This is a genomic window from Pontibacter amylolyticus (genome assembly GCF_014638845.1).
Classification (GTDB): domain Bacteria; phylum Bacteroidota; class Bacteroidia; order Cytophagales; family Hymenobacteraceae; genus Pontibacter; species Pontibacter amylolyticus.
The window spans coordinates 113,704-137,998 of record NZ_BMFP01000001.1 but is presented as its reverse complement, the minus strand read 5'-3'; the positions used below and the strand labels follow the sequence as shown (position 1 = coordinate 137,998).

The 24,295-nt window shown below is 51.5% G+C and carries 22 protein-coding genes; 17 read left to right on the top strand and 5 right to left on the bottom strand.

Annotated features, from left to right (window positions below; all coding sequences use genetic code 11):
* Positions 1–99 precede the first annotated feature (99 nt).
* Positions 100–1,023 (top strand): universal stress protein, encoded by a 924-nt coding sequence (locus tag IEV97_RS00585; RefSeq protein WP_188499575.1) that lies wholly within the window; start codon positions 100–102, stop codon positions 1,021–1,023.
* 47 nt (positions 1,024–1,070) lie between these two features.
* Here the strand turns inward: IEV97_RS00585 and IEV97_RS00580 are convergent, their stop codons facing one another.
* From IEV97_RS00580 to IEV97_RS00570, 3 genes are all read right to left on the bottom strand, one after another.
* Positions 1,071–2,417, bottom strand: a complete 1,347-nt coding sequence (locus IEV97_RS00580) for a Na+/H+ antiporter NhaA (protein ID WP_229733725.1) — start codon at positions 2,415–2,417, stop codon at positions 1,071–1,073.
* Between the two features lie 406 nt (positions 2,418–2,823).
* Positions 2,824–3,897: an alanine racemase gene (locus tag IEV97_RS00575; RefSeq protein ID WP_188499574.1), complete on the bottom strand. Its 1,074-nt coding sequence runs from the start codon at positions 3,895–3,897 to the stop codon at positions 2,824–2,826.
* A gap of 4 nt (positions 3,898–3,901) precedes the next feature.
* Positions 3,902–4,354 carry a GNAT family N-acetyltransferase gene (locus tag IEV97_RS00570; protein ID WP_188499573.1) on the bottom strand — a complete coding sequence of 151 codons (453 nt, stop codon included), beginning with the start codon at positions 4,352–4,354 and terminating at the stop codon, positions 3,902–3,904.
* 613 nt (positions 4,355–4,967) lie between these two features.
* Between IEV97_RS00570 and IEV97_RS00565 the strand changes: the two genes are divergently transcribed.
* The 7 genes from IEV97_RS00565 to IEV97_RS00535 all read left to right on the top strand — a co-directional run bounded on the left by IEV97_RS00565 (position 4,968) and on the right by IEV97_RS00535 (position 12,993).
* On the top strand, positions 4,968–5,327 hold the full coding sequence (locus IEV97_RS00565) for a DUF4180 domain-containing protein (RefSeq protein WP_188499572.1): 360 nt from the start codon (positions 4,968–4,970) through the stop codon (positions 5,325–5,327).
* 32 nt (positions 5,328–5,359) lie between these two features.
* Complete coding sequence (locus tag IEV97_RS00560) at positions 5,360–6,004, top strand: hypothetical protein (RefSeq protein ID WP_188499571.1); 645 nt, start codon at positions 5,360–5,362, stop codon at positions 6,002–6,004.
* A 25-nt stretch (positions 6,005–6,029) separates the two neighbouring features.
* Entirely contained in the window at positions 6,030–6,593 is a 564-nt protein-coding gene (locus IEV97_RS00555; RefSeq protein WP_188499570.1) for a DUF4256 domain-containing protein, read from the top strand.
* 80 nt (positions 6,594–6,673) lie between these two features.
* Positions 6,674–7,741 (top strand): DUF5700 domain-containing putative Zn-dependent protease, encoded by a 1,068-nt coding sequence (locus tag IEV97_RS00550; protein WP_188499569.1) that lies wholly within the window; start codon positions 6,674–6,676, stop codon positions 7,739–7,741.
* A gap of 51 nt (positions 7,742–7,792) precedes the next feature.
* Entirely contained in the window at positions 7,793–8,527 is a 735-nt protein-coding gene (locus IEV97_RS00545; RefSeq protein WP_229733724.1) for an acetolactate decarboxylase, read from the top strand.
* Between the two features lie 328 nt (positions 8,528–8,855).
* On the top strand, positions 8,856–11,477 hold the full coding sequence (locus IEV97_RS00540; RefSeq protein WP_188499568.1) for a DUF5686 and carboxypeptidase regulatory-like domain-containing protein: 2,622 nt from the start codon (positions 8,856–8,858) through the stop codon (positions 11,475–11,477).
* 331 nt (positions 11,478–11,808) lie between these two features.
* The gene (locus IEV97_RS00535) at positions 11,809–12,993 is read left to right on the top strand and encodes an aspartyl protease family protein (protein ID WP_229733723.1); all 1,185 of its coding nucleotides are present in this window, start codon (positions 11,809–11,811) and stop codon (positions 12,991–12,993) included.
* A gap of 1 nt (position 12,994) precedes the next feature.
* Here the strand turns inward: IEV97_RS00535 and IEV97_RS00530 are convergent, their stop codons facing one another.
* Positions 12,995–13,273 carry a hypothetical protein gene (locus IEV97_RS00530; protein WP_188499566.1) on the bottom strand — a complete coding sequence of 93 codons (279 nt, stop codon included), beginning with the start codon at positions 13,271–13,273 and terminating at the stop codon, positions 12,995–12,997.
* Positions 13,274–13,827: 554 nt separating this feature from the next.
* On the opposite strand from IEV97_RS00530, the gene IEV97_RS00525 reads away from it, so the two are divergent.
* The 8 genes from IEV97_RS00525 (at position 13,828) to argH (ending at position 22,585) form a co-directional block, all read left to right on the top strand.
* Positions 13,828–14,496 carry a GNAT family N-acetyltransferase gene (locus IEV97_RS00525; protein WP_188499565.1) on the top strand — a complete coding sequence of 223 codons (669 nt, stop codon included), beginning with the start codon at positions 13,828–13,830 and terminating at the stop codon, positions 14,494–14,496.
* A 7-nt stretch (positions 14,497–14,503) separates the two neighbouring features.
* A complete protein-coding gene (locus tag IEV97_RS00520; protein ID WP_188499564.1) occupies positions 14,504–15,700 on the top strand; it encodes an argininosuccinate synthase in 1,197 nt (398 codons plus the stop codon).
* Complete coding sequence (gene argC, locus IEV97_RS00515) at positions 15,700–16,701, top strand: N-acetyl-gamma-glutamyl-phosphate reductase (RefSeq protein ID WP_188499563.1); 1,002 nt, start codon at positions 15,700–15,702, stop codon at positions 16,699–16,701. Before IEV97_RS00520 ends, argC begins: the two co-directional genes overlap by 1 nt.
* 245 nt (positions 16,702–16,946) lie before the next feature.
* The gene (locus IEV97_RS00510; RefSeq protein WP_188499562.1) at positions 16,947–18,095 is read left to right on the top strand and encodes an aspartate aminotransferase family protein; all 1,149 of its coding nucleotides are present in this window, start codon (positions 16,947–16,949) and stop codon (positions 18,093–18,095) included.
* Positions 18,095–19,045, top strand: coding sequence for a Rossmann-fold NAD(P)-binding domain-containing protein (locus tag IEV97_RS00505; protein WP_188499561.1), 951 nt, complete (start codon positions 18,095–18,097; stop codon positions 19,043–19,045). Before IEV97_RS00510 ends, IEV97_RS00505 begins: the two co-directional genes overlap by 1 nt.
* A 206-nt stretch (positions 19,046–19,251) precedes the next feature.
* On the top strand, positions 19,252–20,049 hold the full coding sequence (gene argB, locus IEV97_RS00500; RefSeq protein ID WP_188499560.1) for an acetylglutamate kinase: 798 nt from the start codon (positions 19,252–19,254) through the stop codon (positions 20,047–20,049).
* Positions 20,042–21,103, top strand: coding sequence for a M20 family metallo-hydrolase (locus IEV97_RS00495; protein WP_188499559.1), 1,062 nt, complete (start codon positions 20,042–20,044; stop codon positions 21,101–21,103). The genes argB and IEV97_RS00495 overlap by 8 nt, the downstream gene beginning before the upstream one ends.
* A 150-nt stretch (positions 21,104–21,253) precedes the next feature.
* Positions 21,254–22,585 carry an argininosuccinate lyase gene (gene argH / locus IEV97_RS00490; RefSeq protein ID WP_188499558.1) on the top strand — a complete coding sequence of 444 codons (1,332 nt, stop codon included), beginning with the start codon at positions 21,254–21,256 and terminating at the stop codon, positions 22,583–22,585.
* A gap of 103 nt (positions 22,586–22,688) precedes the next feature.
* On the opposite strand, the gene IEV97_RS00485 is transcribed toward argH, so the two are convergent.
* A complete protein-coding gene (locus IEV97_RS00485) occupies positions 22,689–23,375 on the bottom strand; it encodes an MCP four helix bundle domain-containing protein (protein ID WP_188499557.1) in 687 nt (228 codons plus the stop codon).
* A gap of 197 nt (positions 23,376–23,572) precedes the next feature.
* Between IEV97_RS00485 and IEV97_RS00480 the strand changes: the two genes are divergently transcribed.
* Positions 23,573–24,295: a C39 family peptidase gene (locus IEV97_RS00480; RefSeq protein ID WP_188499556.1), complete on the top strand. Its 723-nt coding sequence runs from the start codon at positions 23,573–23,575 to the stop codon at positions 24,293–24,295.

Here is a 24,295-nt window from a genome sequence, read left to right as displayed (position 1 = left end):
CAATCTGCGCTTTTAATGTTACGTCAGGAACGAAATAGAGGGGGTGAGCAGGAAAAAGACCAGCGCAGCATACGTTAACCCATAAACCAAAACACTGTCATGAACACGCTGAAACGTATTATGGTGGGGCTCGACCTGACGGAGATGGATGACACACTGATCCGCTATACGGCTTTTCTATGCTCCATTTCTGAAATAGAGCATGTGTACTTCATCCATGCCGAAAAAAGCCTGGATGTACCTGACGAGGTGCTCGAAAGCATGCCAAACGGGATGCCGGCCGACGAAAAACTGCGCACGGCGCTTGTCGAGAAAGTAGAAAGCCATTTCGGGTCCGATAGTCGGGTGCAGATTGATGTGCAGGTAGTAGAAGGCACGCCTCTCAAAGAACTGCTGCACTGGTCTAAGGTGAAGCATATCGACCTTGTTGTCGTAGGACGTAAATTCCGTATGCGCGGAAGTGGCGTGCTGGCCCAGAAAATTCTGCGAAACGGCCGTGTGAGTGTCTTGTTTGTGCCTGAGAATGAGGGTACTATCTTAAACCACATCATGGTCAGCGTTGATTTCTCTGATTATTCCCTGATGGCGCTTGAGCGTATGCTGAATTCATCGCTCCTGAGACCTGATGTGCGCATCACCTGCCTGCACGTTTACCAGGTGCCTACCGGTTACATCACACTGGGCATACACTACGAGGACTTTGATAAACGCATGCAAGGCTTCGCCCGCAACAAGTTTGAGCAAGTGCTCGCTCGATTCCCTGCGTTGAAAGACCGTGCCACGCTCCGGCTTGTGAAACAGGAAAACGAGGATGATGTGGGCGAACTAATCATGGTGGAGTGCAAGCGCGCCAAAGCAGACATGCTCGTGATCGGAGCCAAGGGCAAATCGGCTGCCGCGCTGTTTGTGCTGGGAAGCGTGACCGAGAAGATCCTGCGCTTCAACGACGACATCCCGATGATCGTGTACAAGAAAAAGGATGAAGAGATCGGTTTCCTGGACGCCCTCTTGGGCAACGACTAATGAATAATAAGTAATGAGTACTCTCTAGTCATTATTAAAAAGACCTGCTATACCTGCGTGTGTGGCAGGTCTTTTGTTTTGCCCGCCACTGCCAGCACCAGCAGACCAAGCAAGCCGGCCACGGCAGAGGCTGCGTAAATGCTGATCTTCACGAGAGTTAGTTGCTCCGTGGCAGAAAACACCTGCTGCCCCTGAAACAGCGACAGCATAAAACCGGCACCCATGAGCAGTGTGCCGCCCGTCAGCTGTCCCCAATGCACAGAAGCAGGTATACGCACTATGCCTGTCAGCGAGGCCAGCCAGGCGAACAGCAGCATACCCAGTGGCTTGCCGAGTACTAGCGATACAAATATGCCCATTGGCACAGGGCCGAGCAGGTCACGCCAGGCGAAGCTGTTGTAGGCAAAGGGCACATAAGCCAATGCGAAAAGGGGCAGGGACAGATAGGCCGCCCAGGGCAAAAGCTTTCGCTGCAAGCGCCTCAGCGGGGACAGTGACTCAGTGCAATTGACCCGCAGCGTATGGGCAGCAGCCTGAAAATCCTCTTCTATTTCTTCGCCGGGTTCCGGGCGTTTCATCATGCGCAGGGCGTGGAGCTGTCCCATTATGGTATCAGTGGTCGTCACAAAGTCTTCCTCCAGCACCCGCGAGTGGATCGGGATGACGAGCGCCAGCAGTACACCTGCCACCGCACCCTGCACGCCGGCCAGTAGAAAGCTCACCAACATCACCAGCCCCAGTAGCAGGTATAGCCACATGGAGCGGTTGCGCAGCGCCCGCAACACCACCAGCAAACCAAACACACCGGTGGCAACAGAGAGTGCCAGCAGGTTTTGGATAGAGGTATAGAGAATCACGCTGAGCAACAGGCTAGCTATACCTTGCATAATGGCGGTGGAGGACAAAAACACCCGTAGCGAGAGGGACAGGGAATTGCTGGCCAGGGCCAGCAGCGCGAGCACTGCCGCCGCTTCAGCGGTAGCTACCACACTCCAGCCCGCCTGTGCAGCAGCCGGTGCCAGGTATAAGTAGAGCGCCGCAGGTATAAGCATACCGCCCAGAGCAGCGGCTATGGCAAACAGCATGTCGGGTCTTTCCTTCAGCTCACCCACGCGCAGCACCCGTTTCAGTTCGAGTCCCAATGCCAGGTAGAAGAGCGCCAGCAAAACCTGCTGCACCCAGAAGCCGATCGGCTTGGCGATGCTGAATTTTCCGAACGTAATAGTCAGGGGATTTTCCCAGAGGTATAGCCACGACGCTGCCCAAGGCGAATTGAGCCACGACAGGGCCAGCAAAGCGACGACAATGGTAAGCGTGCCTCCACGCGCCAACACCTGCTCAAACAGCTCGAAGGAGTAGACAATGCGGTTGGTCAAAGTCGGTTTAGCAGCCAAGGTATAAAGAGATAGCCATATTCAGATACACCATAGAGACGTAGCAAGCTCCGAAAAGTTGTGACCTGGCTATACCTTATGGCCAAAAAAACTGTGAAGCAGCAGCGCCTTTAGAAATGCGTTCAAGACAAGATGACCGTCTATAGGGATAGGTCTCAACCTGTCCGGATCGTGCAGGTATAATCATGATCAAAACCAATTGCTCTTCCGGACATCCATGTTCAAAAGAACGCTAATGCAGATCGCTACCTATCTGAATCGTGCATCTCTAGACCTTTCTAAATCATACACCGTCGTAAATACCCTAATCGTGCAGGAAAATCCCCTCCTTGGAGGGGCGGGGGTGGGTTAATCGTGCTCCCAACAATTTAACCATTAACAATTCAACCATCAACAATTTAACCATTCAGCTCACCACCTCTTTAGCGATATACCTGGAGTTCATGATGCTGAGCGCACCCATGTACCGTAGATTGAAACTGAGCACATCGCCCACTTTGTAGTTTTGCGCGTTCTCACCCAGCTCCACCACCAGCATGTCGGAACTGGCACCCACTACGCTCAGGTCTTTGTCTTTGGGGATCAGGTATTTGGGGTTGATGTCGAGCAGACCGACGTCCAGAATGGCGCGGTGCGATGTTTTGCCGTAGAGGCTCTCGTCGATTTCGAAGCTCTCGCCACTGGGATTCTCGGCCAGCGTTCCGATCGGGATCATGGGCTTTTGGTTCAGCTCAATGATCTCGGCACAGAATTCGAACACATCGTCGTGCATGCCCTCAAATGTCTCGCCGGTGAACAGGTTAAGCCCGAAAAATAGCGCCTCGCCAATCCGGAAATGGTTGACGCCCCGCGGCATCTGGTGGTTGAAGAGCAGCGGTATCGTGACAGACGTGCCACCTGACACCCAGGGGATCTCGATGTTGAACTTGGCGTCGATGATCTGTTTGTACAGGCTGAGCTGTATCAGTTTGTCCTGTGTGGGCATCACGCCATGCAGGCAGTTGAAGTTGGCGCCGAGGCCGATCACGGAGATGCCGGGCAGCTTGAAGATCTGAGCATAGAAGTCCACCAAGTCGTCGCCCATCACGCCTTCCCGCAGGTCGCCCATTTCGATCATGATGATGATCTTATGGATTCTGTTTTGCCTGACGGCCTCATCTGACAAAAGCCTAATGATGTCGAGCTCGGTTTCGAAGCTGACATCGGCGTAGCGGATGATGTCCGGTATACTTTGTTTCGGGGCGGGTTTGATGTAGACGGTTTGCACATCGGGCGCCATTTTCTTGATGGCGATCAGGTTCGAGACGCGGGAGTCGTGCACCTCCTTGACACCGAGGTCGAGCACTTCCTTGAGGAAGGTTTCTTCGCCGCAAAGCAGTTTGGTGACAATGCCCCAGTCGATGCCCTTTTCGCGGAAAATCCGATCGAGGTGGTTATAGTTGTTTCTGAGTTTCGTGCGGCACAGTTTTAAGACGGCCATGCTGTTATCGGATAAGTCTGTATTCTAAATATTTGTTCGTGAAGCCCATTTTCTCGTACAGGTGGCGGGCCGGGTTGTCGGGTTCTACGTGCAGGGCGATGCTGCCTTCGCTTGTCTCAGTGGCCAGTTGCACAAGCTTTTTGCCAACGCCCTTGCCGCGCTGGCTGTTGTGAACGGCTACGTATACGAGTATGTTCTCCGGTATGTACCCGCTCATGCCGGTATTGTTGAGGATCAGTGCGCCCACTACTTTGCTCTCTTCACGGGCCACGATCACCGATCCGCCCTTACCCTCTGCATCTGACAGCGCATAGTCCAGGCATTTGCCAATGTCCTCGCGGGCGTCGCCATACTGGTCCAGGTGTAGGAACAGGAAGTCAACCACTTCGTCGCGGTTGAGTTGCCGGTGGTTGGTAGGGGTATGTATCTCGTAGTGGACCGGTTTGTTTTCTGTCATTTCTCTTTGTCAGTTTTGTTAGGGTCAGTTATAGTTTCAGTTATAGTTAACGTAATCACAGTGCTTCAGGTCGGCAAAGTTTTACTTAGGCTTAGTCAACCATGAGTGTCCTTGATGTGACGCAGTGCTCATTTGTATTTGTTAGAAAAGTATAAAAATCATTTTCCGATATCAGTATCACCAATTTTGAATATACTTAAAATCTGGCTGTAAACCCGGTTTTGCTAGAGAAAATAGGCTGTCGGGTTCCTAATTAGCAGATATGAAGTGTGCTTTTATACAAATTCGGCAAAGATTTTCTAAGGCAGGCAACAGGTTTGAAAACAGGGCAGGAGGGAGCGTTTTGTTAGGATAATAGTATTTCGACCAGGCTACCCAATTATGAAGTAGAGCAGGACATACTGGCATTAAATGAAAGTTGTATTGGATTTATTTAGTAGGATCATGGGATTGGAATTTAGAGAATTGCTTATATTGGGTGAGTGCTATATAGCGGCATAGTAGTTGGTGAGAAAAGCTAAAGGAAAAGCAGCTGACTACTGTGCAGCAAGTAGGTATAAATATTCTATCAGCAGGCATTGTTTCGAACCATCTGGACAAAACAGCAATCAACATGAAGACAGAAACCCATTCTATTAACGATACTTTAATAGCCGAAGTGATTTCGGGAGAAACGATCATCAATAGCACGGAAGACGGCTTAGACTTATTAGGGAGCCTTTACTTTCAGGGATTTGATAGAATCGTAATGCACGAAAAGCACATCACGCCTGCTTTCTTTGATCTGAAAAACGGCATGGCAGGCGAAATACTTCAGAAGTTTTCCAATTACCGTGTCCGTTTGGCGATCGTTGGCGATTTCTCGAAATATACCCGCAAGAGCGTGCAAGACTTCCTATATGAAAGCAACAACGGGAACCAGGTCAATTTTGTGGGCTCTCTGGAAGAAGGGCTAAAAAGGCTCTCCCGATAGTTGAAAATAAAGAAAGTATAACGATAGTCGAAATGAAAGGAAATTTAACCCCACTGCTTTCTCTTATACCTGTTGGCATACTTTCTTATTTCTATAGCCTGACAAGTTTCCTGTTGCTGGCGATCATTGCCTTTTGTCTGGCGGCTTTGCTCTTGGTAGGTATAGTAAAAGCCTTTCGCCCAAACCTTCCTCAAAAGTGGGTGAGGGCGCCTTTTCTGGTAGCAGTTGTTTGCGTTTTAGGCGTGCTGATTGGCATGTTGCGTCCCTTAGATCCCGCTGTGGTAAACTCAGGTGGTGTGAGTGATAAGTTAGCCTACGCTTATAAAACGGACCAGGCAGACCGGATGACTGTCGGCGCGTATCTCGGCCTGTTCCAAAACAACATGGCGAAGCGTGACAGCATCAGGCTCGCGCAGGTCAAACAACTCTACCTGGATGAACAGATCCGTTTGCCGATCGATAAGTTTCATGCCGCATTCGTGTTCCATCACAGCAAAAAAAGTGAATTTTTTGAAATAGCACAGAAGCTGGCGGGTGAAGCTGCCGCTGTCCGCGAATTGAAAGGCGACTACGTGGTGCAGTGGCTGGCCCGGGCAACATACGACAGATGGATGGTCTCTTTAGGGAAACCAGAGAAGTATGGCACGCAAGACAAGTTTAGCATTAGTGTTGAGTAACTAATTTAAATCCAAAGAGATTATTATGATAAATACGAACAAACTTAATTCAGCACAAACTGAAGAACTCCTCCAGACCCTGAAAACCCGCTTTGAGAAAAACACGCACCGTCACATAGGTATAGCGTGGGCGGATGTACAAACCAGACTGGAGGCGAGCCCTGCCAAACTGTGGTCGCTGCTTGAGATGGAGCGCACAGAAGGGGAGCCAGACGTGGTGGGGCTGGATCCGGAAACGGGTGAATACATTTTTATGGATTGCGCAGCCGAAAGTCCCAAGGGGCGCCGGAGCGTTTGTTACGACCGTGAAGGACTCGAGTCCAGGAAAGAGCACCGGCCAGAAAACAATGCGCTGGATTTGGCTGCTGCTATGGGTATTGAGCTTTTATCGGAGGAAGAGTACCGGGGGCTGCAAAAACTCGACAAATTCGACCAGAAAACCTCGAGCTGGATCAAAACGCCAGCCGACATCCGAAAGCTGGGTGGAGCGCTGTTTGCCGATTTTCGCTACGGCCATGTGTTCGTGTACCACAACGGTGCGCAATCCTACTACAGCAACCGGGCATTCCGGGGCTCGCTGAGGGTCTGAGTAACTTTAGGCAATTCGCTATACCTGGCATTCAGTCCTGTCCATTTCAATTTGATCTCCCAAAACAATCTTATACCTACATGAAAAAACTTTTTACCCTTTTGCTTTTAGCTGTTTCCGGATACACGGCGCAGGCGCAGGTCGTGGATGTGTCGGCAGCAGAACGTTACTTTGAGTTGGTGGACACCCTGAAATCGGGGAAGCGACTGCACGATGCTACCTGGAAGCAATTTTTGGCGATGGAAGGCAACCAGCAGTACATCGAAAACCAGAATTACAAGGAAGCTTACCTGAACACATTCCGCAAGACCATGGAAGTGGTCTACCTGCCCCAGCATGACAGTATCCTGCAAGTCCGCTTACAGGACAACCAGGCAAATTACCTGACCTACAGTATCCACGTGTACAAAGCGCATGAAGTAGAACTGCGCCAATACCTGGCGCAGTTAAAAGCCGATAAAGAGGAATATGTGAACACGATGTACAAAACCTGCTACAGCATGCTGCCGAAGCGCATGCATGGCATAAGTCCTGATGCAAGTATATATTTGATCGCATTGAGCAACGATGCGGTAGCTCATAATGGAAACATGGTGCTGAACCTGTGGTCCGAGTATAAGTTCAACCAGGTGAAGCCCGGTGCGGTGGGTGGTCATGAGCTGCACCATTTGCTTAACAAACAGAAACAATACGAAGTGGCTGAAAAAGACAAAAGTCTTTTGCTGATGCTGCAAATGTTGATGAACGAGGGCGTTCCTGATCTGATTGACAAGAAATATGCGGTTGCACCCAACATGCCGGGCGACATGCAGTGGGGAACCTATTTGCTGGATCTGGGTAAACAGAACCTTCCCAGAGTAGAGGCCGCCATCAAGGACATAGCCTCCGGCGAAAAGCAGTATACCAGCAAAGAGATCAGAAACCAGGTGATCGGGATGAGTGGGCACGTGCCCGGCTTTTACATGGCCGATGTGATTGAGCGAAATGGTTTGAAAAAGAAGCTGGTGTCGAACCTGGACAACCCGTTCCAGATCATTTACCTCTACAACAAAGCCGCCAGGAAGGACAAGTTGAAGCCCTTTGTTTTCTCTGACGAAGCCATCGCTTACCTCAAGAAAGTAGAGTCTGAGACCAAAATTTTAAACTAAAGCTATACCTGTTTGCTTCTTCATTAGGGGTAGCTTTTACGATATCAAAACATGAAAAACTTTTCACTCGCCTCCATCAGCCTTTTATCGGCTGTCTTCCTGGGCAGTTGCACGACAGATGTCACTCAAAACACCGCGACCGCTTCCAGTGAAGTACAGGTGGTGGGCGCGATGCGCAACGTCATGTGGAAGGGCGAGCTGGGCGGAACGATCGATCTGGACACCCTCTCCAACAAACAGCACCTCTACGGATTGGGGCCGTTGGAGTACCTGTCGGGCGAGCTCATGATCCTGGATGGCAAGTCCTATAAATCGGTGGTGACCAGCGACACAACCATGCGGATAGAGGAGACCTTTGCGGCCAAAGCCCCGTTTTTTGTGTTTGCCCATGTACCCAGCTGGCGTGAGCGTGCCTTACCGGATTCCATCCGAACCATGACACAACTCGAGCTATACCTGGACAGCGTGACACAGAATAGCAAGCGACCATTCCCCTTTAAGGTAAGCGGCGAAGTAGAGCAGGCCACGATCCACATCGTCAACCTGCCCGCCGGCACCAAGGTCAGCAACCCTGACCAAGCCCACCAGGGACTGGTTAGTTACGGATTGCGCCAGGCGGCCGTTGACATCGTCGGTTTTTTCTCGACTGAGCACAAAGCCGTGTTCACCCACCACGACACCTACATGCACCTGCACCTGATCACAAAAGACCGCTCCAAAATGGGGCACCTGGATGAAGTGGCCTTTAAACCAGGAAGTCTGACGCTATACCTGCCGGAGGAATAGAAACGTATTTTCAAGCTCTTCATAACAGCTGCTATACCTGAAGTTTACTTTCAGGTATAGCAGCTGTTCTTTTAAGGCAATCCGTAAATTTTTTTGAAATAAGATGCAACTGATGAAGGTTAAATTGCATCTTAACTATATATTGCGCTAAGCATACTACTGCTTGCTGCTTCTACCTTAAACCCTTTTTATGAAAACGAACTTAGTGTCCTCTCCGTGCTTTGCACACCCCTTTGCCTGTATTCGAAGCCATCCAGGTATACCATCCAAATGCTAGTTTCCTGTCTGTTTTTCCAAGCTCAAACCTGTTAATTTGCCCGTTATACCTATGCGTTTAGTTTCCTGTTTGTTTACTCTGCTGCTCGTTTTGTTTCAGCTCTCCCTTTCTGCCCAGGGAATACGCGGCAGCATTAAAAACCAGAAAGGCGAAGCCCTGCCTTTTGCCTCGGTCTACATCACCAACCTCAACAACGGTTCGTCGAGCAACGCGAACGGCGATTTTGAGATCAAGCTGCCGGAAGGAAAGCACACGGTGGTGGTCAAGTACATCGGCTATGAAGCGCAGCAGGTGCAGTTCGAGATTACGGACAGTTGGGTGCAGCGTGATTTTAGACTGGGAGAGCAGTCCTTTGCCCTCAAGGAGGTGCAGGTGAAGGGAAAAGGGGAGGACCCGGCCTATACCATCATGCGGAAGGCCATCGCCAAAAAGAAGTACCACCTGCTGCAGTACGATAGCTACCAGATGAAGGTATACGTGAAAGGCACCGGCGAACTGACCAACGCCCCTTTCTTTCTGAAGAACAAGCTCAAGGAAGAAGGGGTGAAGCTGAACGAGGCCTATACCGTGGAATCGGTGAGCGAGATCAAGTTTGCGCAGCCCAACAAGTTTGAGGAAAAAGTGATTTCTATCCGCACTTCGGGTGACAACAAAGGCACTATTTCGCCGATGAGTTTTGTGAGTGCGAGTTTCTACAACGACAAGGTGGTGGAGATGGTCTCGCCGCTGTCGCGGTCTGCTTTTGCCTATTACAAGTTCCAGTACGAGGGCAGTTTTCAGGAAGGCAACGTGGACGTGAACAAGATAAAAGTAACGCCGCGCTCCCGTGGCGACAATGTGTTTGAAGGCTACATTTACATCATCGAGGGCTACTGGGCCATCCACAGCCTCGACCTTAAAACAAGCATGATGGGTTTCCCGATCCGGGTGAAGCAGAACTATGCCGAAGTGGCCCCGGCCGTCTGGATGCCGACTACACACCAGTTTCATTTCTCGGGCAAAGTGATGGGCTTCGGAGGCGAGTTCCGCTACCTGGCCTCCAGCTCTGATTACAAGGTGGTGCTCAACAAGAAACTGGTAGCGCCGAAGGAGATTATCGATGAGAAAGTTGAAGAAGTGCCTGAGGCGATTGCCGCTATTAAATCAAATAACAGGAACCCGAACCTGGAGGCGCTGGCCAACCAGGACAAGCTGACGCGCAAGCAGTTCCGGCAGCTGATCGTGGAGCAGGAAAAGGAAGCGCTGAAGGAGCGCAAAGACCCGGAAGTGGTGTCGGAGCGCAGCTATACCGTAGACAAACTCGCCACCAAGCGCGACTCTGCCTACTGGGATTCGGTGCGCCCCGTGCCATTGAGCGATAAAGAAATCAAAGGCTACCAGCGCGACGACTCCCTGGCGCAGATCAAGTCGGCCGAACTGACAGGCAAAGACTCGACCAAGGTCATCAAAAAAAGAAAATTCAAGCCGCAGGACCTGGTGATGGGTGGCGGTTACAGACTATCGCCCAGAACGCGCGTGACCATCGACCCGACCTTTGCCAATGTATACTACAACACCGTGGAGGGCTGGAACGTGAACCTGAGCGGCAAGCTGCGCCACCAGTACGACAGCCTGCGCCGCAGTTTTGAAGTGGCGCCCACTGTACGGTATGGCTTCGACAGCGAAACGTTCTACGGCAAGGCCCGCGTTTCGCATGCAGTGAGGAGCAAAGGCAAATCACACCTGCTCTACCTGGACGGTGGCAAGTTTGTAGACCAGTTCAACAGCGACAACCCGATCCACCCGCACATCAACACGCTCAGCACGCTCCTTTTCCGCCGCAACTACATGAAGATCTATGAAAAGAGCTTTGTGGAGACAGGCTTTGAGTACAAGCCTTCGGTATGGCTGAAGGTGAGCGGTAACCTGGAGTGGTCGCAGCGTAATCAGCTCTATAACAACACCGACCGCAGCTTTTTCTATACCGATGAAGACAGAACCTTTACCCCCAGCACGCCGGACAACGTGGAGCTGGAGAGCACTGAGTTTCCGAAACACGAAGCGTTGGTGCTGCAGGCCAACCTGAGTTATCGACCCGTGCAGCGCTACCGGATGTACAATGGTCGTAAAATCCCGATCATGGAGCGCTCGCCGGAGCTGTTACTGATGTACCGAAAAGGCGTATCAGGTGTGCTGGGCAGCGACGTGAATTTTGATCAGGTGCAGTTGGGTATCAACCATGCACTGGCGTTTGGGGTGCGTGGTAAACTGGAGTTTGAGTTGCGCGGCGGCACGTTCCTCAACAGCAAAAGCATGTACTTCATGGACTACAACCATTTCGACGGTAACCGCACCATCTTGAGCAGCATGAAGCCGGCCGGCTCGTTCCGCCTGCTCGATTACTACCAGTACAGCACGAATGGCAGCTACTTTTCAGCGCACACGCACTACCAGTTCCGTAAGTTCCTGCTCACCCAGATCCCGGAGGTGCGTTTCACAGGTATAAAAGAGAACGTTTTCCTCAACTACCTTAAAACGCAGCACTCACCGCATTACTACGAAGTGGGCTACTCCCTGGACAACGTGTTCCGGGTGTTCCGCATCGAAACGGCCGCTTCTTTCCACGACCGCAGCTTCCAGGAGGTGGGCTTCCGGGTAGGTATAGCGACGCTGCTTAACTTTAGGCAGAGGTAGGAGAGGTTCAGGACACAAGGGCAGTTAAAGACGGATATGGGGCATTGTCTTGAGCTGCTGATGAGTTGTTTGGGAAGGTATAAGTGCAGCAGGTATAGCGCTGCACTTATACCTTCCGGGCGGCAGCTGCCTGTCTGAAGATAGCGAGCCACAGTGCTGCAGTTGTTTTTTTGCACTAAAACAACAATATTCAGTATCGATACCATCTTGTCTTAAAATCTACGTATATAGATAAGACTGATTATCTGAGTCTTATGTAGGTCTTCCCATGACAAGGTTTTCTTCCTTTCTCTTACTTTGTCTTTGCTTCTGTCTGTCAATTTCTGAAGCGATGGGGCAGGCGTTTGCCAGCGATACCGTCTACTTCACCTCCAAGCGCAAAAGCATCACGCTGCCTTTCAAGCTGGTCCATAACCTGATCATTATTCCGGTGCAGATCAACGACTCGCAACCCCTCCATTTCATACTGGACTCTGGTGTGAAAAACACCCTGATCACCCGCCTGAATTACTCCGACTCGCTCAGTCTGAACGAGGCCGGTCGCATTACTTTGCAGGGGCTGGGCACGGGGCACGAACTGGAGGCAATCTACTCGAAAGGCAACATAATGCGCATGCCGGGTATAGTAGGCGTCAACCACCAGGTATATGTGCTTATGGAGGATATCTTCAACTTGTCGACCCGCATGGGCATGCCCATACACGGCATTATCGGTTACGACATCTTCCGGAACTTCATTGTCAAGATCAACTACAGCAGCAAGACGCTCACGCTCTACCGACCAGACATTAAGCTAAAAGTCCCCAAAAAGGGCGAGGTATACCCGCTCCACATCGAGAACACCAAAGCCTATGTGGAGGCGGATGTACGACAGCATAACGGGGATTCCATTAAAGTGAAGATGGTGATTGATACCGGCGCAAGTCACTCCATATCGCTATACCTACCCACAGACGCGCGCCTGCAGTTGCCTCCTAAAGTGATGGAAGCCTACTTGGGTAGGGGACTGAGCGGGGATATCAATGGCAAGATCGGTCGCATCAACAGTTTTTCGCTGGGCAGGTACGAGCTGCGTGATCTGCCGGCTTCTTATCCGGACGAGGAGTCGATCAAGGCGGCGCTCAACCTGGCGAACCGCAACGGTAACATAGGCTCTGATATTCTGAAGCGTTTCACCGTGATCTTTGACTACCCGCACGAGCGCATGGTACTGATGCCCAACAGCAAATACAGCGAGCCGTTTTACTACAACATGACGGGTTTTGAGATCAGCACGCCATTGCCCGGAGCCAACTTCTACATCGTGTCGCATGTCATAGATGACTCACCCGCCAAAGCGAGTGGACTGCTGCCCGGCGACCAACTCATCAACATCAACGGCCGTGACTGCACCGAACTGGCCCTGGACGAACTGTTGGAACTTTTCGAAAGCAAGCCGGGCCGCAAGGTAAGGCTGAAGCTGAAGCGGGACTCTAAACTGGTAAACGTAGAGATGGTTTTGCAGAGCAGGATCTAGCCTAGGCCAGCTGCATATCCATGTATACCTGTACGCCCAATAGCACCACCGCCATCACGATCAGACCTATGCCGACATAGAACCTTACTTTAGGTATAGGCGCAGCCACCATATGGCCGGCCGCATCGGGTTTGCTGAAGCGCAGGTTGGACAAGATAAGGCCGTTGCCGAAGCTCAGCCAGATGGCAGCCATGAGTGGGTCGCGTGTCAGGAACAGGGAGGCCGTGCCGATGGCGGAAAAGATGAGGCCGATGATAACGCTAAGGGATAAATTCTTCATTGCACTGCAAGATACGCAATGCCGCTAAAATTTTGATGAGTGCCCTTGGCCGAGCCCTTAGCTTTTGCAGGCATCTATCAAAGAATCGGAAGCATTTTAAACTAAATGTTGTAACTTTTTGTAGTAAGGTGTAAATTTTATCATAATCTACAACCATTTGTTGTAGTTACCGATAATAATTGCAAACCTTTGCTTTCTGGAACAGGCGAAGACCTGTTTTTATAAAATTTGAACCAACAAATTGAAATGAAAAAAAAGCCGACTTTATCATCTGCGATGGTAAATCACCTTTCTCTGAAGGGTGCGTCTTTTTCTATCCTGTCTGCCAGGATAGTTTTGAGGGCCATTAATGCCGTGGTCCGTTACAGGCCCTAGGCCGACGTGCTTCCCGACTACCCACGTAGTAGTCATTCTTCCCAAATTTTTATGTGAGTGATTGTAGCCTGATGAAGGTATGCGTAGCCGTATATCCGTTTTAAGGCATTGTTTCAATTATTTCTAATTCTGTATCAGCTGGTTATGCATATGCATAGCCCCGGTATATAATTTCTATAATGAATCCATCTCCTTTTATCATTACCGTTGCCACTGCGCAACACACCAGTTATGCGCAGCAGATCTGCGATGAAATGGAGTCCTCAGCCAAGGCCAGAGGGACAGGTATAGCCAAGCGTACCCCCGAGTACATTGCCCAGAAAATGCTGGAAGGCAAGGCCGTGATCGCTCTCGACCTCAACGGCGTGTGGGCAGGCTTCTGCTACATCGAAACCTGGAGCCATGGGAAGTACGTGGCTAACTCAGGTCTCATCGTGTCACCGGATCTCCGTAAGAGTGGCCTGGCCAAGCTGATCAAAAACAAAATTTTTGAGCTGTCGCGCACCAAATACCCGGATTCAAAGATCTTTGGCCTGACCACCGGTCTGGCCGTGATGAAGATCAACTCTGACCTGGGCTACCGCCCGGTTACTTACTCCGAGCTGACAGACGACGACGCTTTCTGGGATGGCTGCAAAAGCTGCATCAATTACGAGATCCTGATGATGAAGAATCGCAGCAACTGCCTGTGCACCGCCATGCTCTACGATCCGGCCCGCGAGCAGAAACCGATTGCGCGCGAGCAGCTGCAGATCCTGACACCTGTGGAAGAGCCGTCTATACCTGTTGGCTATGGCACCTTTGCACAAAGCCACGGAAACCAAAACACTAATCCTACAAGCATCTAAAAAAGACATGAAGAAGAAAGTTGTTTTAGCCTTCAGCGGCGGCCTTGACACCTCTTACTGTGTAAAGTACCTGAAAGAAGAAAAGGGACTGGAAGTACATTCGGTACTGGTAAACACCGGCGGATTTTCTGAGGAAGAACTGCAGCAGACTGAAAAACGCGCCTATGACCTGGGCGTGGCGCAGCACACCAACCTCGACGAGACCGAGTACTACTACCAGAGCTGCATCAAGTACCTGATCTTCGGAAACGTGCTCAAGAACAACACCTATCCGCTGTCGGTTAGCGCCGAGCGCGTGACGCAGGCCATGGCCATTGCCCGCCACGCCAAAGCCCTGGGTGCCGACTACGTGGCCCACGGCAGCACCGGTGCCGGCAACGACCAGGTGCGCTTCGACATGATCTTTCACATCATGATCCCCAATATTGAGATCATCACCCCGATCCGCGACATGAAGCTTTCGCGCGAAGAGGAGATCGAGTACCTGAAAAAGCACGGCGTGGAGTATGACTTCGTGAAAGCGCAGTACTCCATCAACAAAGGCATCTGGGGTACCTCCGTAGGCGGCAAAGAAACCCTGACTTCGCACCAGCCACTGCCAGAATCCGCCTATCCGACGCAGCTCACCAAAGAGCAGCCGGAGCGCGTGACGCTGCACTTCGTAAAAGGCGAGCTGACAGGTATAAACGACAAGGTATACGACAGCCCGGTGCAGGCAATTCAGGCCCTGCAAGGTATAGCGGGACCGTTTGCCATTGGCCGCGACATCCACGTGGGCGACACGATCATCGGCATCAAAGGCCGCGTTGGTTTCGAGGCGGCAGCCCCGATGGTCATCATCAAGGCGCACCATACCCTGGAAAAGCATGTGCTCACCAAATGGCAGCTTTACTGGAAAGACCAACTGGCAACCTGGTACGGCAACTGGCTGCACGAAGGGCAGTTCATCGACCCGACTATGCGCAACATTGAGACCTTCCTGCAGGACACACAGGAGAATGTGACCGGCAAAGTACACATTTTGCTGGCGCCTTACCGTTTCCAGGTAGAGGGTATTGAGTCGGAGCATGACCTGATGTCATCCAAGTTTGGCAGCTACGGCGAAATGAACAATGCCTGGTCCGGGGAGGATGTGAAGGGCTTCTCGAAGATTTTCGGCAACCAGGCCATGATGTACCACAAGATCAACAACACCGAACTATAATGGCAGTGACGATAAAAGCAGGTATAGTAGGCGGGGCGGGCTACGCCGGCGGCGAGCTGTTGCGTCTGCTTTTGCTGCACCCCAACGTAGAACTGCTATTTGTGCAAAGCCGCAGCCAGGCAGGCAAGCCAGTCTACGCCGTCCATCCTGATCTGCTGGGCGAAACCGAAATGCTGTTTTCAGCGGATGTTGCTATACCTGTCGACGTGCTCTTTCTATGCGCCGGCCACGGAGAAGCGGCTAAGTTTCTGGCAGAGAACGAAATATCGGCTGAAACAAAGATCATTGACCTGAGCCAGGATTTCCGCTGGAATGAACACACTACAAGTGATGTAGTAGAAGCTGGTGACAGAAGCTTTGTATATGGTTTGCCGGAACTGCAGCGCGAGCAGATACAGCAGGCGCAGCACATTGCCAATCCGGGTTGCTTTGCTACAGGTATACAGCTGGCTTTGCTGCCACTGGCTAAGCAAAACCTGCTGAACGCCGAGGTGCATGTAAGTGGCATCACGGGCTCAACCGGAGCCGGTCAAAGCCTGAGCGCGACGTCGCATTTCAGCTGGCGCACGGAGAACGTATCGACCTACAAAGTAATGGAGCACCAGCACCTGCGTGAGATCAAGCGTAGTCTGCTATACCTGCAGGCAGAAGGCCAGCCGGACATTCACTTTATACCTTACCGCGGACCTTTTGCGCGGGGCATTTTCATAACGGCCTACCTGCAGTCAGACCTGTCGCTGGAAGAGGCGCAGGCTTTGTACAAGGATTACTACAAAGGACATCCATTTACCCTGGTGACCGATCAGAATCCGGACCTGAAGCAGGTGGTTAACACCAACAAATGCGTGCTATACCTGCAGAAACATGGCAACATGCTCGTGATCACCAGCCTGATCGACAACCTGCTGAAAGGAGCAGCCGGACAGGCCGTACAGAACATGAACCTAGTGTTCGGTCTGGACGAAACGACAGGCTTAAAGCTAAAAGCGGCAGCGTTTTAAAGGCTTTATAGCGCGAGCGTCCTCGCTCGTGTTTAGTATGGAGGGGCCTCTGGCCCGATTGTATGTTTCCTTAGTTTAGCACAAAGGGCCAGAGGCCCCACGATAGCAAGTCACGAGCGAGGACGCTCGCGCCATGAATTCGTTAAACAATTAACAATCAACAACTAGCGATTCAACAATGCTCACATATCCAAGAACACTGTTCTATACCTATTTTCTAACCTCTTACATCTAATTCCATAGCCATGAACCTCTTTGATGTATACCCGCTCTTCGATATCGAACCTGTAAGAGCAGCCGGTTTGTCTGTTTGGGACAAGGAAGGCAGAAAATACCTCGACCTCTACGGCGGCCACGCTGTTATCTCGATCGGTCACTCTCACCCACACTATGTCAAGCGCATCGCGCGTCAGCTATACGACATCGGTTTCTACTCCAACGCGGTGCAAATGCCGATGCAGCAGGAGCTGGCTGAAAAGCTGGGCAAGCTCAGCGGTTACGAGACCTATAACTTTTTCCTTTGCAACTCCGGTGCCGAGGCTAATGAGAACGCCCTCAAGCTGGCTTCTTTCCAGACCGGTTGCAAAAAGGTTATTTCCTTTAAGGCCTCTTTCCATGGCCGCACCTCTGCTGCCGTGGCCGCTACCGACGACCCAAGCATTGTGGCGCCGATCAACCAGACAGACAACATCATCTTCCTGCCATTTAACGACGTAGCTGCTTTTGAGCAGGCGCTGCAGGAGCATGGACAGGAACTGGCTGCTGTCATCGTGGAAGGTATACAGGGTGTAGGAGGGGTAAACATCCCGACAGTTGACTTCCTGAAAGCACTGGAAGCGGGCTGTAAAAAAGTAGGTGCTTTGCTTATATTGGATGAGGTGCAGTCAGGCTATGGACGCTCAGGTAAATTCTTTGCGCACCAGCATGCGAGCATCCAGCCCGACCTGATCACCGTGGCCAAGGGGATGGGCAATGGCTTCCCGGTGGGCGGCGTGCTGATCAGTCCGGACATTGAGGCGCGCCACGGCATGCTGGGCACTACGTTTGGAGGCAACTACCTGGCCTGTGCCGCGTCGCTGGCTGTTTTGGAGGTGATAGAAAAAGAGAATCTGCTGGAGAATGCCACCATCATGGGGCACTATCTGAAAGAGCAGCTCGAAGGGATGCCGGGTATAAAAGAGGTGCGCGGACAAGGTCTGATGATCGGGATTGAACTCAACGAACCCTGCGCTGCCATCCGCAAAGAACTGCTGAACCAGTATGGCATCTTCACGGGTAGTTCTTCCAACAAAAACACATTACGTCTGTTGCCTGCCCTGACGATCAGCAAAGCAGAGGTTGATCAGTTTTTGAAAGCATTTTCATCCATCCTTACCAAAAAAGTAACTGCCTGATGAAGCAATTCACTTCCGTACACGATGTGCAGGACGTCAACGCCCTGGTAAACGAAGCACTTGAACTAAAAAACAAACCATACGCGCATAAATCGCTCGGTCAGGACAAAACCCTTGGCCTGATCTTCATGAACCCGAGTCTGCGTACCCGCCTGAGCACGCAAAAGGCTGGTATGAACCTGGGCATGAACGTGATGGTGATGAACCTCGACAAAGAGGGCTGGGCACTGGAAACCCGCGATGGCGTGATCATGGACGGCGCCACCGTAGAGCACATCCGCGAAGCCGCGGCCGTGATGGGACAATACTGCGACATCATCGGCATCCGCTCTTTCCCGAAGCTGCAGGATAGAGAGGAAGACTACAGCGAAGACTTGCTGAACAAATTCATCGAGCTGACAGGAGCTCCGATCGTGAGCCTGGAGTCCGCGACGCGCCATCCGCTGCAGAGTCTGGCCGACCTGGTAACGATCAAAGAGCAGGCTGCGGCAGGCAAGAAACCAAAAGTCGTGTTGAGCTGGGCCCCGCACATCAAGCCAATTCCGCATTGCGTGGCGAATTCTTTTGCTGAGTGGATGCAGCAGGCGGATGTGGAACTGGTGATCACGAACCCGGAAGGCTATGATCTGGCAGAAGAGTTTACAAAAGGTGCGAAGGTGCTGCACAACCAGGATGAGGCTTTGCAAGATGCGGACTTCGTTTACGTGAAGAATTGGTCGAGCTACGAGCAATACGGCAAGGTGCTTACGGATGGAGAAGGGTGGATGATCACGAATGAAAAGCTGGCCCTGACTAATGACGCCAAAGTGATGCACTGCCTCCCGGTGCGCCGTGGTCTGGAACTCAGCCACGAAGTGCTGGACGGACCCAACTCGCTGGTCATCGAACAGGCCAATAACCGTTTGTATGCAGCGCAGGCTGTATTGAAGCGGATGTTGGAGAGTATTTAATTGTTGATTGGCGATTGTTAATTGTTGATTGATCTTCAATTTAGAACTGCCACGCTCGCCTCTGGCGAGTGTGAGCCATCAGGCGGACTCTAACCGCTAGTATGTGTCAGATGCACAAGTGGCGGGAAGCGAGCGGGGGCAAAGGAATGAGTGAATCATTCCCAAATCACTCAATCACTAACTCACTCATTCACTCAATACAAAAAATGTACATCATTAAAATAGGCGGAAATGTATTAGATAACCCGGAGCGGTTGCAGCGTTTTTTGATTGATTTCGCGCAACTGCCCGGGCCAAAACTACTGGTGCATGGTGGCGGCAAAATCGCTTCTACCATCGGGCTGCAACTAGGTATACAGCCACAATATGTAGAAGGCCGCCGCCTGACCGACGCTGAAACACTCAAGCTGGTGACCATGGTGTACGCCGGGCTCATCAACAAAAACGTGGTGGCACAACTGCAGGCACTGGGCTGCAACGCCATCGGGATGACGGGTGCCGACGCTAATGCCATACCTGCCTCCAAGCGCCCCGTGAAAACGGTGGACTACGGTTTTGCCGGGGATATAGCTGGTCCTGAAACTTTAAATGCTGATGCCATACGAGCGCTGCTGAATGCCGGACTTACTCCTGTTTTTGCACCCCTTACGCATGATGGGCAGGGAAGCCTGCTCAATACCAACGCCGACACCATCGCTTCGGTACTGGCTACGGCACTGGCACCACATTACCAGGTACAGTTGGTGTACTGTTTCGAAAAGAAAGGTGTGTTAGCCAATGCAGAAGATGATGACGCTGTGATCGCCCAAATAGACCAATACAAGTACAGGGAACTGAAAGAGAAAGGCATTGTAACGGATGGCATGATCCCGAAACTGGACAATGCCTTCGCAGCGCTCCGCCAGGGCGTGAGCGCTGTGCTGATCGGGGAAGCAGAGGGACTTCCTTCTTCAGCCAGTGCAGGCGCCTTTTCAGGAACCACCATCACACTCAGTCATGCATAAGGATCTATACCTGGAGTCGCTGGCGCTGCTGCGGCAGCTGATCGCTATACCTTCTTTCAGCAGAGAAGAGGACAAGACGGCCGACCTGATGGCAGGTTTTCTGGAAAGCAAAGGAGTGAAGATTCACCGCAAGCTCAACAACGTATGGGCCTTTAATAAGCAGTACAATGCAGCGCTGCCAACACTGCTGCTCAACTCGCACCACGACACGGTCAAGCCCAACACCGGCTATACCCGCGATCCGTTTGCTGCTACCATTGAAGACGGCAAACTCTATGGATTAGGAAGCAACGATGCAGGCGGTTGCCTGGTGTCGCTGCTGGCAACATTTCTGTACTTCTATGAGCGCTCTGATCTCCGCTACAACCTGGTTTTTGCGGCAACCGCCGAGGAAGAAATTTCAGGGAAGAACGGACTTGAACTGATCCTTCCCGAACTGGGAGAATTGGAAGCGGCCATTGTGGGCGAGCCAACGCTCATGCAGCTGGCCGTGGCCGAAAAAGGTTTGCTGGTGCTCGACTGTGTCGCCCAAGGCCGCTCCGGTCACGCTGCCCGTGAGGAAGGACTGAATGCAATCTATGAAGCGCTCCCGGATATTACCTGGTTTCAAACTTACCGTTTCCCGACAGTATCGGAGCACCTGGGACCGGTGAAGATGTCGGTGACCATGGTGCAGGCAGGTACGCAGCACAACGTGGTGCCCGACCAATGCAGGTTCACCGTAGATGTGCGGTTGACCGATGCCTACTCCATGGACGAGGTGCTGGAAGTGATACGGCAGCACGTAAAGGCAGAAGTGACGCCCCGCTCCATGCGACTCAAGCCTTCTTCTATACCGATGGAACACCCGTTGGTACAGGCAGGCATAGCATTGGGCCGCACGACGTACGGCTCCCCAACCACATCCGACCAGGCGTTGCTCTCCATACCTTCGCTCAAACTCGGGCCGGGGGACTCCGCCCGCTCGCACATGGCCGATGAATTCATCTACCTGAAGGAGCTGGAAGAAGGTATAGCGCTTTATATTGATATCCTGGAAAGGGTAGTAAAGTAGTGCCACAAGCGGAAATCGAAATAAAATGTCATTTCGAGCAGCGCGAGAAATCAGGATGTAAAAACCCAGATTCAGATATATCACTAGCGTTCGAAATAACAGAAAGAAAAATCACTCAATCACGCAATCACTAAATCACTCAATCATAATATGAAACTCTGGCAAAAGAACACCGACGTCAAAAAGGAGATCGAGCAATTCACCGTTGGCCGCGACCCTGAGTTTGACATGCAGCTGGCTGCTTTCGATGTACTCGGCTCCCTGGCGCACACGCGCATGCTGGAGCAGGTAGGTTTGCTGGAGAAAGAAGATCTGGATGCGCTGCAGCAGGAGATGAAAGACATCTATCGCCGTATTGTGGCAGGTGATTTTGAGATTGAACCGGGCGTGGAAGACATCCATTCGCAGGTGGAGTTGGAGCTGACCCGCAAGCTAGGAGAGGCTGGCAAAAAAATCCACAGTGGCCGCTCACGCAACGACCAGGTGCTCGTGGATCTGAAGCTATACCTGCGCCACGAACTGCAGCAACTGGTGTGGGAGGTAAAAGCCCTGTTTGATGTGCTGCAGGAGCAAAGTGAGCGCCACAAAGACAAATTGCTGCCCGGTTATACGCACCTGCAGGTGGCCATGCCTTCGTCCTTCGGTCTTTGGTTTGGTGCCTATGCTGAGAGTCTGGTTGATGATGTGCTCCTACTACAAGCGGCTTACAAAATCACGGACAAAAACCCGCTCGGCTCGGCTGCGGGCTACGGCTCTTCGTTCCCGCTCAACCGCCAGCTGACAACGGATCTGCTCGGCTTTGGCACCCTGAATTACAATGTGGTGTACGCCCAGATGGGTCGCGGTAAGACGGAACGGGTGGTGAGTACGGCCATGGCTTCAGTGGCAGCCACGCTGGCGCGGATGTCGATGGACCTGTGCCTGTACATGAGCCAGAACTTTGCCTTTGTGGGCCTGCCCGATAACCTGACGACCGGCTCGAGCATCATGCCGCACAAGAAGAACCCGGATGTGTTTGAGATCATGCGCGGTAAATGCAATCGCATGCAGGCATTACCAACTGAAATATCCATGCTCCTCGTCAACCTGCCGTCCGGCTACCACCGCGAATTGCAGTTGCTCAAGGAATCACTCTTCCCGGCTATCACCGAACTGAAGGACTGCCTGCAGATGATGGCCTTTATGCTACCACAGTTGCAGGTGCGTGATCAGATCATGGACGAAGAGAAATACAAGTATGCCTTCAGCGTAGACGCCGTGAATGCAGAGGTGCTGGCTGGAATGCCTTTCCGGGATGCGTATAAAGTGGTGGGCGAACGAATTGAAGCGGGCACCTTCGCCGTTCCGGAGTCTGTCACCCATACCCACGAGGGCAGTATCGGCAATCTTTGCACCCAGGCAATCGCTGCCTTGATGGAACAGGCGATTGCCGGCTTCCAATTCGAAAGGGCAGAGCAGGCATTGAGCGAGCTGGTGAAATAAGTTAAAAAGTTAAATAGTTAGAAAAGTAGAAAGTTAGGAAGATAAAGAGCCGTTACAGTTTCGGTTTTAACTTTCTAACTTTCTGCCTTTTTAACTTCACACCTTAATTCATTCTGAAATTCTGGGGTTTGATATTGTTTAATTTGCGGGTTGCCTGCAGGAGCGTGGCCACCAGCAGGGCGATAAATACTGACATACCGATCACCAGGTATGAGAGCACCTTCAGGGTTTTCACTTGTCTATCAGCTGACTGGTACAATTCCTTTCCTACTTCCCCCTGCAATTTGATCAGTTCGTGCAGCGGCTCCAGCAAGTGCAGGAAGGCCTGATGCCCTTCTGTCCGGTACAGGTGCTCCGCCTGTGCTTTTTCTCCTTCGCTGCTCAGTTTTAAGATGCGGTCCTGCACCGCCACCAGCTTTCCGAACTCTTTATTATAGGTAGCAAGCCCGGCACTTTCGCGCTCGATCAAATACGTTTTCTCAAACTGGCTGATTAGTGCTTCGATCTCCATTGTATTCGCTTCCACGAGCTGTTGCAGACTGTCTTGCTGGGCGGCAGAGCCTGAAAGAATATGGTCCTCCAGCGTCAGGCGGTTCTGGTAGTAGCGTTCCATCACATCCGATATCACCAGCGAAGGCACCAAACGGTCGTGGTATACCTCACTGAACTGGTTGCTCACCCGCCCGATGCTGTAGCTGGCAAACCAGTTCGCCAGAATAATGATAGCAAACACTGACCCCAGCGCAAATGCCACTTTATCACGTTTTGTAATCCGATAGGCCCAGTTCATTCTAAACAAGCGTTATGTAAAAGACAAGATACGTTTTCGACTTATATTCCCCAATATAAACCGGAATTATTAAGCGCAGAAATGGCACTGATCCTGCGGCATACTGTTACTTCTTCTTTCTAAAATACAGATAACTTCTTTCATAGTCCGCGTATAACAGGCACACTGATATAAAGTGCAACACAAAATAGCTGCCTGTGATTCCAATCAAGATCCATACGCAACCTGACGACTCCACTTGCGGACCTACCAGTTTGCATGCGGTGTATCGTTATTTCAAAGATACCATCTCGCTCAGCGAGGTCATCAAAGAAGTGCCGTATCTGGACGAAGGGGGTACTTTGGAGGTTTTGCTGGCCTGCCATGCCCTGAAGCGGGGTTATAAGGCCCGCATCTATACCTACAACCTGCATATTTTTGATCCTACCTGGTTCCAACTCACCAACGAGGAGATTATCGTGAAACTGGAGGAACAGCTGGCTTTTAAGAAGGGCTCTAAGTTTAAAAGAGCCACACTGGCTTACATTGATTTTCTGGAAAGAGGCGGCGAGCTGCGCTGCACCGACCTGACCAAAGGCCTGCTGCGCGAGTATTTTGAGAAAGGCATTCCGCTGCTTACTGGACTCAGCGCTACTTACCTGTACCAGAGCGCCCGGGAAACGAGTGATGAAGCCGGCAACTCCATGTACGACGATGTGCGCGGCTACCCGATGGGGCACTTTGTGGTGCTGTGTGGCTTTGCAGATGATCAGAAACAGATTGTGGTGGCCGACCCTTATCAGGAGAATCCTTTTTTTCAAAACAATTACTACGAGGTGAAAGCATCGCACCTGCTCAACTCCATTATGCTGGGCATGGCTACTTTTGATGCCAACCTGCTGGCCATCAAGCCAGTGGACTCTGAACCCATCGACGAATAA